Source organism: Candidatus Contendobacter odensis Run_B_J11 (assembly GCF_000531125.1).
Taxonomy (GTDB): Bacteria; Pseudomonadota; Gammaproteobacteria; order Competibacterales; family Competibacteraceae; genus Contendibacter; species Contendibacter odensensis.
The window spans coordinates 1-10,222 of the sequence record NZ_CBTK010000030.1 but is presented as its reverse complement, the minus strand read 5'-3'; the positions used below and the strand labels follow the sequence as shown (position 1 = coordinate 10,222).

At 59.3% G+C, this 10,222-nt stretch carries 8 protein-coding genes; 2 read left to right on the top strand and 6 right to left on the bottom strand.

The features are described 5' to 3' along the window. Together BN874_RS02590 and BN874_RS02585 are read right to left on the bottom strand one after the other, a co-directional pair. Positions 1-668: AMP-binding protein (locus tag BN874_RS02590; protein WP_034430667.1), on the bottom strand; the 668-nt coding region annotated here is incomplete at its 3' end. Positions 669-672: 4 nt separating this feature from the next. Beyond that, positions 673-2,316 (bottom strand): TrkH family potassium uptake protein, encoded by a 1,644-nt coding sequence (locus BN874_RS02585; protein WP_320411442.1) that lies wholly within the window; start codon positions 2,314-2,316, stop codon positions 673-675. A 172-nt stretch (positions 2,317-2,488) separates the two neighbouring features. Between BN874_RS02585 and BN874_RS02580 the strand changes: the two genes are divergently transcribed. Together BN874_RS02580 and BN874_RS02575 are read left to right on the top strand one after the other, a co-directional pair. Then, the gene (locus BN874_RS02580) at positions 2,489-3,118 is read left to right on the top strand and encodes a YbhB/YbcL family Raf kinase inhibitor-like protein (RefSeq protein ID WP_034430666.1); all 630 of its coding nucleotides are present in this window, start codon (positions 2,489-2,491) and stop codon (positions 3,116-3,118) included. A 103-nt stretch (positions 3,119-3,221) separates the two neighbouring features. Then, positions 3,222-3,578, top strand: coding sequence for a PilZ domain-containing protein (locus BN874_RS02575; protein ID WP_034430665.1), 357 nt, complete (start codon positions 3,222-3,224; stop codon positions 3,576-3,578). A 50-nt stretch (positions 3,579-3,628) separates the two neighbouring features. Here the strand turns inward: BN874_RS02575 and BN874_RS02570 are convergent, their stop codons facing one another. The 4 genes from BN874_RS02570 to BN874_RS02555 all read right to left on the bottom strand — a co-directional run bounded on the left by BN874_RS02570 (position 3,629) and on the right by BN874_RS02555 (position 9,953). After that, entirely contained in the window at positions 3,629-4,381 is a 753-nt protein-coding gene (locus tag BN874_RS02570; protein ID WP_051497331.1) for a BPSS1780 family membrane protein, read from the bottom strand. 248 nt (positions 4,382-4,629) lie between these two features. Further along, complete coding sequence (locus BN874_RS02565; protein WP_034430664.1) at positions 4,630-5,826, bottom strand: acetyl-CoA C-acyltransferase; 1,197 nt, start codon at positions 5,824-5,826, stop codon at positions 4,630-4,632. A gap of 18 nt (positions 5,827-5,844) precedes the next feature. Then, positions 5,845-8,205, bottom strand: coding sequence for a 3-hydroxyacyl-CoA dehydrogenase/enoyl-CoA hydratase family protein (locus tag BN874_RS02560; protein WP_034430663.1), 2,361 nt, complete (start codon positions 8,203-8,205; stop codon positions 5,845-5,847). 149 nt (positions 8,206-8,354) lie between these two features. Beyond that, entirely contained in the window at positions 8,355-9,953 is a 1,599-nt protein-coding gene (locus tag BN874_RS02555) for an AAA-like domain-containing protein (protein WP_034430662.1), read from the bottom strand. Positions 9,954-10,222: the final 269 nt, after the last annotated feature.

Genomic DNA, 10,222 nt, shown 5'->3' with positions numbered 1-10,222 from the left:
GTATAGGTCCAGTTGAACGCGCCGGCATGCAGCATGACATCATCCGGGGTGATGCCGTACCAGCCCTGGTACATTGGGCGTCGGCCCCACGCCGAACGCTGGGCGTGTAAAACCCCCTTGGGCTGGCCGGTGGTGCCGGAGGTATAGATCAGGAAAGCCGGATCGTCCGCAGCAGTATCGGTATAGTCCAACGGTGCATAGCCCTGTTGCAGTGCGGCCACATCGCTTGGACTGAGCATCCGCACCCCCGGCGGCGGCTGAATTGCCAGTTGCTCCGATACGGCCAGCAGTTGAGCGCCGGAATCGGCCAGCAGGAAATCCGCCTCTTCTGCGGTCAATTGCGCCGAAGACGGCAGCGGCACATAACCGCCTGCGATGGCGCCGAAGAACAGCAGAGCGTAATCGCTGGTATTGCCCATGCGGATCATCAGCCGCGCTCCCGGCTCCAGACCCATCTGGCGCAAGCCCACCGCGATCCGTCGCACCGCCTGGTTCAATTGGGCATAGGTCCAGTGTTCTGCCCGTTCGACCGGCGCACGGGCATCGGATACCACGATCAGCGCTACCTTATCGGGCGTAGCTGTTGCTGCCGTGTCCAGACAGTAACGCGCCATGTTGAACCGCGCTGGGGGTAACTCGCCGGTATAGCCGTATCGCTTCAGGGTCATGGCCTCACTTCCAGAAGTCCGGCAGGAATATCAGCAACAGCGGGAACACTTCCAGCCGCCCAACCAGCATCGACAGTGATAATAGCCAAGTGGCGGTATCGTTCAGCGGGGCAAAGTTGGACGCCGTCTCACCCAGACCGATCCCCATATTGTTGAGGCAACCCGCCACTGACCCGAACGCGGTCACTAGATCCACCCCGGTTGCTGCCAGCGCCAGCGAGAAAAAGCAGTAGCTAAAAATGTACAGGTAATAAAAGCCCCAAACTGCCTGCATAACTCGGTCAGGAATGGGGTGGTTGCCTAGCTTGACCGCAATCTGGGCCGTCGGGCGGATCAGCAACCGCGCTTCGCGCACACTCTGCTTGTACAGCAGCAGAAAACGCATGGCTTTAATCCCGCCGCAGGTCGATCCAACACAGCCACCAAAGAAACTACCCAGCAACAATAGCAGCGGCACAAAGGCCGGCCAGTCCGCTGGATAGCCCGTCGTCCCCAGGCCGTTGTCGGTAATGACCGAGGCCGTTTGAAAAAAGCCGTGATAAACCGCCTCCCACAGCGGAAACTTGCCGCTGAAGTACAGGTAAGCGCAAGCGGTCACGATGATCCCACCCATGACCACCATGCAAAATCTGAATTCGGCATCGCGAAAAATCGCCTTGAGGCTACGTGTGCGCCAGGCTATGAAATACAGGGCGAAGTTAATCGCCGCTACCAGCGAGAAGAACCCGGCGATGAGTTCAATGGCCGGACTTTGGAAATAACCGATGCTGGCATCGTGGGTCGAGAAACCACCCAGTGCCAGAGTTGCGAAGCTATGACAGAGGGCGTCGAACAGACTCATGCCCCCCCACCAGAATGACAGGGTACACAGTACGTTCAGGCCGACATAGATGAACCAGAGGTTCTTGGCCGTTTCGGTAATGCGCGGGGTGAGCTTTTCATCCTTCATCGGCCCTGGTGTTTCCGCTTTGTAAAGCTGCATCCCGCCGATCCCCAGCATTGGCAGCAGCGCCACCGCCAGCACTACGATGCCCATGCCGCCGAGGAAATTCAGTTGCGCCCGGTAATACACAATCGCCTTGGGCAGGGTGTCGAGGCCGGAGAGTACGGTAGCGCCGGTGGTGGTCAGACCGGAAGCGGTCTCGAACACGGCATCCACCAGCGGCATGTGCAGATTTTCTGACCACATGAACGGCAGTGCGCCCAGCAGCGACAGCAGAAACCAGAACGCTACCACCACGATGAAGCCGTCGCGGTTGCGTAAATCCACCTTGAACCGGCACACCGGCAGCCAGCACAACAACCCCAGCCCCAGCATTGTCCCCAAGGCTTCAGCGAACGGCAACACCACATCATAACCGTCGTACCACCACGCCACCGCCATCGGCGGCAGCATGGTGGCGCTGAACAGGATCATCAGCAATCCCACCATGTGCAGCGCTGTCTTGAGCGGCGAACGCCTTGCTTGCCGTTTATGCAGGCCCACGAGGGTCTGGCTCACGGGCGGCCTGACGGTGATGGGTTCCTCAACGCTGGGCAAACGTGGCGGCAGTGCCGTTTTGGCTTCCAGCCATTGATCCGGTTTGGCAGCATTGTGATCGGGCGGCGCGTTTTCCGCGACTCCGTCGTGCGAGGTTTGATCATGCATACTTAAAAGATTCTCCCTCACAGGGTTTATCGCGGCGGGTCATGGTTTATTATGAGTCCATAAATGCTCGCCCAATGGCCTAACATTGTACAGGCGACGACAATTTTTTGAGAAACGGTAAGGATGGGGTAATCACCTGTTCTGCTTCCGATAAAGAATAAGGAGGAACGTCATGCAATTCACCAGCTCCGTCCTGCGCGATCAGCAAGCCATTCCCGCCGAATATGCGTTCGGCATCCCTGATCCGGAACAGCATGTCGCGCTCGGCGCCAACATCAACCCACCGTTTGAATGGAGCCATCTGCCCCCCCGCACCCAGTCGCTGGTACTCGTCGGTCACGACCGGGACGTGCCGACCCGCGCCGATGATGTGAATCAGGAAGGACGCGAGGTGCCTGCCGACCTGCCGCGTGCTGATTTTTACCACTGGATTCTGGTGGATTTACCTCCAGAACCGGCGCAGATCCTGGCAGGTGAATTCTGTGCAGGGGTAACCCCCGGCGGCAAATCGGGACCGGGTGGCCCACGCAGCACCCGTCAGGGGATCAATAATTACCGGGAATGGTTCTCCGGCGACTCCACCATGGCCGGCGACTATTTCGGCTACGATGGCCCTTGCCCACCCTGGAATGACAGCATCGTCCATCATTACGTGTTTACGCTCTACGCCCTTGACGTGGCGCGCTGTCCGGTGGAAGGCCAATTCACCGGCTCCGAGGTACTGGCCGCTATCACCGGACATATCCTGGATCAGGCCCGCATCATCGGTACTTACAGCCTGAACCCGAACGTGCCGGCCTGAGCATCCCAATGCCCACTCTCTCCGGTCTGGAGCCAGACATTGCATCCGATGTCGGTTTCGATCATCCGCCTGCTCACCTTTCGCATTGATTTAAGAGGTTGCCATGAGTTCCGATCCATCTGGGGCCGAAAAACGCCGGCTCAAACGCTGGTATCTCGTCATGTATCTGCGCGTCCACAATCAGGATACGGGCCAATTGCTAGGGCACATTGTGGATATCAACAAGGAGGGGATGCGATTGGTGAGTGATCAAGCCGTCCCTGTCAACCAGACCTTCCGGCTATGGGTGGATGTACCCAAGGAAAGCGCTTCGCACCAGCGCATCCAGCTTGACGTGGAAAGTCTCTGGTGTGGCCGGGATGTCAACCCGGACTTCTATGATACCGGTTTCCGCATCCACACCATCAGCACTCAAGCGCTGTTACAGCTTCAGTTGCTGATCGAAGAGTTCAAGTTCTGAAGCTGTTGCGACCCGAAGAACGACGAATCGATCCGGGTCGCAGCCTTTCCCTACTGGGTCAACCGCACGCCTGATGGCGATCCTTCGAAAATCTCTCGATAGCTGGCGTACACCGTGCAAACAGTGACGGGTCCCAGTACCAGAAAGCCGAGTCCTAGCGGCAAAGCGGCCAGCACGATCAACACCAGATAGATCAGCCCAAGCACCAGCATCGGCAGCATGTTGATCCAGCAGGCGGCGACGCTGTCCAGGGCAGCCGGCCAGGCATTCTGGCCGGCCAGCATCACCAGCGGAATCCCATAAAACAGCGCCATGGTGACCATGATACCGAGGGTCAGAACGATCAGCACGGTGATCAAACCGGCACCGATGAAAAGTCCACCTATTGCCTCGGGCGACACCCCCATACCCGAGTTGTCCAGCACAGCCCCGGTCGCGACGCTGCCGCCCACGAACACCAGAATCACCAGCCCGATCAGCACATAGCCCGCCACGCTGATCGCGCCCAGCATCACCAGTGGCCCCATCCGTTCCTGATCCTGAAAGCCCCGGAACAGATGAGCTATTTCCAGTGGCTTGCCCCGCGCCTGCGCTGCCGCACCGTACAGCATGCCCCCAATCAGTAGCGGATTCAGCAGCGCGTGCGCCAGCGTCCCGACGAAGGGGATGAGTGACAGCACCACGCTGATAGCGAGATAGATCAGCAGCATTACGATCCAGATTCCCGGCGCTTGCGCGAACAGTTGCCAGCCTTCGACGATCCAGCCCCAACCCCGGCCAGCGTCTACCCGAATTGCGGTCATCGTTATTCCCCCTTATGGATGAAAGAGGCTACGCAGCATAGCGTAATGGCATCACCCGGCAACAAAAAAGCCCACCGGTTTGAACCAGCGGGCTTTTTTTCAACAATGGATGATGTGATACCGATACAGTCAGGACTTTCGCGTTCCGTCATTCCCACGCCGGCGGGAATCCAGCAACTCACTGAAAAGAATGGATACCCGCTTTCGCGGGTATGACGAATTTAAGGATTTGGCGAAAGTCCTGGCAGCTACAGCGCCTCGAATACCCCGGCGGCGCCCATGCCGGTACCGATGCACATGCTCACCATGCCGTATTTACCACCGCGCCGCCGCAAGCCATGTACCAGGGTAGCAACACGGATTGCGCCGGTTGCACCCAGTGGATGACCGAGCGCAATCGCGCCACCCAGCGGATTAACTTTGGCCGGATCAAGGTTCAAATCGCGCATCACCGCCAGACTCTGTGCCGCGAACGCCTCGTTCAGCTCGATCCAGTCCAGATCGTCCTTGCGCAATCCAGCCAAATCCAGCGCCTTTGGAATCGCCGCAATCGGACCGATACCCATGATCCGCGGCGGCACCCCAGCCACTGCGTAACTGACAAAGCGCGCCAGCGGTTTCAGGTTCAGCGCCTTCACCATCCGCTCGCTCATCAGCACCACCGCGCCGGCGCCGTCGCTCATCTGCGAACTGTTGCCGGCAGTGACGCTACCGCGGGCGGCGAATACCGGCTTCAGCTTGGCCAGTCCCGGCAGACTGCTATCAGGACGCGGCCCTTCGTCGTTCTCCACCACCCGCTCGCGAATTTGCACTTGCATAGTCCGGCTATCCGGCGACCGATCCAGTACGGTATAGGGCAGGATTTCCTGGCGGAATTCGCCATTGGCCATTGCAGCGACTGCGCGACGATGACTTTCCACCGCGAAGGCGTCCTGATCCTCGCGGGATATTTTCCATTGCTGGGCCACTTTCTCGGCGGTCAGGCCCATGCCGTAAGCGATACCTACATTTTCGTCGGTCTCGAACACCGCCGGGTTAAGGGCGATCTTGTTGCCGCCCATGGGGATCATGGTCATGGTCTCGGTGCCGGCGGCGATCATCACTTCCGCTTCACCCAGCCGGATGCGGTCAGCCGCTTGGGCGACCGCCTGTACCCCGGAGGCGCAGAAGCGGTTGACGGTCAGGCCCGGCACACCGTCCGGCAACCCGGCCAGCAATAGGCCAATGCGGGCTACATTCATCCCCTGCTCGCCTTCCGGCATGGCGCAACCGACGATCACATCACTAATCAGCTTCGGATCCAGCCCCGGACATTGGGCGACCACGCCGCGCAATACATGCGCCAACAGATCATCCGGGCGGGTGTTACGGAATACCCCGCGCACCTTTCCCACCGGAGTCCGCACTGCGGCGACAATGTAGGCGTCCTGAATTTGCTTGCTCATGATCAATTCTCCTGCCAATCAGTTACGCAGCGGCTTGCCGGTGGTGAGCATCTGTGCGATGCGGGCCTGGGTCAGCGGGGTTTTCGCCAGTTCGACGAAGCCCTTGCGCTCCAATCCGAGTAGCCACTCCTCATCGACCAAGGTGTTGGCGTCGACTTCGCCACCGCACAGCGCCTGAGCGATGTACAGACCGATTTGGTAGTCGTGGGCCGAGATGAAACCGCCATCGCGCATATTGACCAGCGCCATTTGACAGGCGGCAATCCCGGTGCGACCCGCCACCCGAATCAGGCGTGGCTGTGGCGGGCGGTAGCCGGTTTCAGCCAACGCCCGGACTTGCGCCTTGGCGACGTAGAGCAACTCATTGGGGTTGAACACGATCACGTCAGCCGGCTTGAGGTGACCGAGCTGCTTCGACTCCTCGGCGCTGCGCGAGACCTTGGCCATCGCCATCGCCTCGAAATACGGACGCAGGAACGGCAATAGATCACCGCCCTTGGCCTCGATCATGGCGCGCAGGGCAAATTCCTTGCAGCCGCCGCCGGCTGGAATCAGACCAACGCCGACCTCAACCAGCCCGATATAGCTTTCCAGCGCTGCGACCACCCGGTCGCAATGCATCAGGAATTCGCAGCCGCCACCCAGCGCCAGCCCTTGCGCCGCCGCTACCACCGGAATCGCCGAATAGCGTAAGGCGGCGGTGGTGTGCTGGAACTTGGCGACAGTGTGTTCCAGGGCATCGAAACCGCCGGCCAAGACTACCGGCACCGCCTGGGCCAGATTAGCTCCGGCGCTAAACGGCGCTTCGGTCTGCCATAGCACCAGCCCGCTGAAGCGCTGTTCGGCGATCTTCAATGCCTCCAGCACTCCATCCAGCACATCTTCGCCGATGACGTGCATCTTGCTCTTGAAGCTCAACACGCCGATGTCGTCACCCGTGGTCCACAGCCGCACCCCGCTGTTTTCAAACACGGTTTCGCCATAACGGGGCGGCGCTTCACCCAGCACCTGTTCAGGATAAAGCTGGCGTTGGTAGACCGGTAACGTCGAGCGCGGCTTGTAAACATTCTCCGCTGCCGAGTAGGAACCTTGCGGCGTGTGAACGCCGTTCACCTGCCCGACCCAGGCCGGCAATGGCGTCGTGGTCATGGCCTTGCCGGCGGCGATGTCCTGCTCAATCCAGGTCGCGACCTGCTCCCAGCCCGCCGCCTGCCAGATTTCAAACGGCCCCATCCCCCAGCCGAAACCCCAGCGAATGGCAAAATCCACGTCGCGGGCGTTATCGGCAATTTCTGCCAGCAACACCGCCGCGTAGTGAAAAGCATCGCGATGAATCGCCCACAGGAATTGCGCCTGCGGATGGTCGCTGGCGCGCAGGGCGGCGAATTTTTCGGCGGGATTCTTGATTTTCAGCATCGCCTGCACCGCCGGATCCGGTTTGGCACCCGCGTCCTGGTAGGTGCCCGTAGCCGGATCAAGAACCTGTTTACCTTTATTGGCATAAATGCCAGCGCCCGTCTTCTGGCCCAGTGCGCCCTTTTCGATCAGTGCGCTCAACCAGGCGGGTGCTTTGAAGTATTGTCGCCATGGATCTTGCCGCAGCGCCAGTTCCGAACCCTTGAACACATGCCCCATGGTGTCCAGACCGACGATATCGGCAGTGCGATAGGTGGCGCTCTTGGGCCGACCAATCGCCGGGCCAGTCAGTGCGTCCACCAAATCCAGCCCCAGCCCGAATGCCTCGGTGTGATGGATGGTCGCCGCCATCGAAAATACGCCGACGCGGTTGGCGATAAAGTTCGGGGTGTCCTTGGCCCGGATCACGCCCTTGCCGAGGGTGCTGACCAGGAAGGTCTCCAGTTGATCGAGAATCGCCGGCGCGGTTCCGTGGCAGGGAATCAGCTCCACCAGCGCCATGTAGCGCGGCGGGTTAAAGAAATGAATCCCGCAGAAGCGTGCCCGTGCTGTTTCGGGCACCGACTCCGCCAGCATGTTGATCGGCAGGCCGGAGGTGTTGGTCGCCAGGATCGCCCGCTCGTTGAGGTAGGGGGTAATACGCTGATACAAATCGGCTTTCCAGTCCGGGCGCTCGGCGATGGCCTCGATCAGTAAATCGCAGTCGCGCAATAGCTCCAAATGCTGATCGTAGTTAGCGGGCTTGATCAGCGCTGCTCGCTCCTTGACTGCGAACGGCGCCGGATTCAGCTTGGACAGATTGGCAATCGCCCTGGTGGCGATTCCATTGGGATCGCCGTCCTTGGCCGGCAGGTCGAACAACACCACCGGTACATCCGCGTTGGCGAGATGGGCAGCGATTTGCGCACCCATTACCCCCGCGCCCAGAACCGCCACCCGGCGGATCGATGCTGCATTACTCATAGTGTGAAGTCCTCTGGTCAGGCGGTCGAAAGGCATCCTCACCCCTAACGCCTCTCCTGCAACGGGGAGAGGGGGTGAATGGTTATGCTAAACATAAAGCCGGGGATAGGTTCCCGGCTTTTGCGATTTGGCTAATTGTCCTTAGCGACCTACATGCCCCACACTCGAATTGAATACGGACCATAGGACTCGTGGCGCTGGAAAATCTTTTCCTCCCACGCGATGCCGGGTCGCCGGTCGAAGATCAGCAGATGACCGTCAGCGGTTCCCACCCGATCCAGATAATCCGTCGTCTGCTCCAAACCCTCGTGCAAAGTCGCATCCAGTGATTTATGCAGCAGCTTTAATTCAATCACCACCCGCTGCATCGGGCCGAGAAAACCCTGCATTTCGTCCAGCGGCCAATGCAGCAAAAGATCGGTGCGCCGTCGCCCCAGCCCGTATTCGCGGTCAATCCGTCCGCCGCCATTGACGATGCGTTGCAGAAAGGCTTGCAGCAATAATTGTGGGCCGGCTTCCTTATATTGAAAGCGTGCGATCCAGTGTTCAGCGTGTTCCCGGAAGAACTGCTGGAACGCGGTCAGCAGTTTGTCCATATCCAGTCGTCCATCCGGTTGCACATACCATTGCGTGCGCTGACTCATCCCCGCTTGAATATCCCAACTTAATTCACGGGGAATGACTTCCCGATAGATGCGGTTGGCAATTTCAATCGGCCCGCCGCGTTCTTGGTGAATCAGGCCCAGATCGCTGACGTAGGCGACATCATCGGGATGGAAATCGTCGGCCAGTTCACACCCGGCCAACAGCGGCTGAATCACCCGCCGCACCCGTTCTTCGCGTAATTTATCGGCCAGTTGATCCAGATGGGTTTCGCGGCGCTGAATCAGGTTTTCCTTGGCCTGTTCGATCTGCTCGACCGTGATCGGCTGGCTACGATCACGTCCCGTTTTCATCTTGAAGCAGGCTTCATAACCTAAGGCGTTGACCAGCCACGGCTGGCCCTGGGTCAAGTACCAGACCTGCGCTAACGCGCCTTCGGCGAAAGCCTGTCCCGTGTCCTCGGTATGCTGCTGGTACAGCATCGCGATTTCATCGGCGCTGAAATTGCCCAGCCGCAACGATTCGGCCTTGATGTTGAAGGCTGACCCGCCGGTAATGATGTCCTGTCCAGCGCTATGAATGCGATAGTCGCGCACATCGCGCACCCCGCATAGCACAATGGTTTGCGGGAAGGCATGAGGCCGTTGGGTATAGCCGGCGCGGATTTGCCGTAGTAGAGAAATCAGCGTATCGCCCACCAGGGCGTCCACTTCATCCAGCAGCAACACCATCGGCTTGTCGTTTTCGCACGCCCACTGCCGCAGCAACAATTCCAGCGCCCCGCCGCCGCCCGCCGCTTCAAAGGCCGCTTTAGCCCACATCGGTAGTCGCGGCTCACTCAGAAAGCGGTCGCCATAATCGGCGAGAGTAGCGGTCAGGGTGTGCATGGCCGCGTCTACGTTTCCCCGATACGCTTGTGCCGCTTCAACGTTGGCATAGAGACAGGTGTAGCGCCCTTCCCGATTCAGCCGTTCCATCAGCGCCAGCAGCACCGTGGTTTTGCCGGTTTGGCGGGGGGCGTGAAGGACAAAGTATTTCTGCTGTTCGATCAGCAATAACACATCGTCCAAATCAATGCGGGAAAGCGGCGGCAGGGTGTAATGCCGGACGGAATCCACCGGGCCGGCGGTGTTGAAAAAACGCATGGCGAGTTTCCGAGGTAGTGGAAGGGGAGAGCGCACATTCAGTGCGGTAGACTATATCCTTTACTATCTGCGTCAACCGCTTCGGAGCCTCGCCATGCACGCCGCTAAAATCCTGCCTCCTGTAAATTTTCCTGTGATCGGAACCGTGGGGCAGGCAGGTAAAATGAACATCACCTATTGAGATCAATGGGTTGGATTCAGTCAACGCCCTAGTACTTCACCCGATCTGAGTTGACTTCAAGTAGCGCATGGGTTTTCCTGTGAGGGTA

Bases quoted from the DNA above. Each gene is read 5' to 3' on its own strand.
- BN874_RS02585 (WP_320411442.1), bottom strand. From the start codon at position 2,316: ATGCATGATCAAACCTCGCACGACGGAGTCGCGGAAAACGCGCCGCCC.
- BN874_RS02580 (WP_034430666.1), top strand. From the start codon at position 2,489: ATGCAATTCACCAGCTCCGTCCTGCGCGATCAGCAAGCCATTCCCGCC.
- BN874_RS02575 (WP_034430665.1), top strand. From the start codon at position 3,222: ATGAGTTCCGATCCATCTGGGGCCGAAAAACGCCGGCTCAAACGCTGG.
- BN874_RS02570 (WP_051497331.1), bottom strand. From the start codon at position 4,381: ATGACCGCAATTCGGGTAGACGCTGGCCGGGGTTGGGGCTGGATCGTC.
- BN874_RS02565 (WP_034430664.1), bottom strand. From the start codon at position 5,826: ATGAGCAAGCAAATTCAGGACGCCTACATTGTCGCCGCAGTGCGGACT.
- BN874_RS02560 (WP_034430663.1), bottom strand. From the start codon at position 8,205: ATGAGTAATGCAGCATCGATCCGCCGGGTGGCGGTTCTGGGCGCGGGG.
- BN874_RS02555 (WP_034430662.1), bottom strand. From the start codon at position 9,953: ATGCGTTTTTTCAACACCGCCGGCCCGGTGGATTCCGTCCGGCATTAC.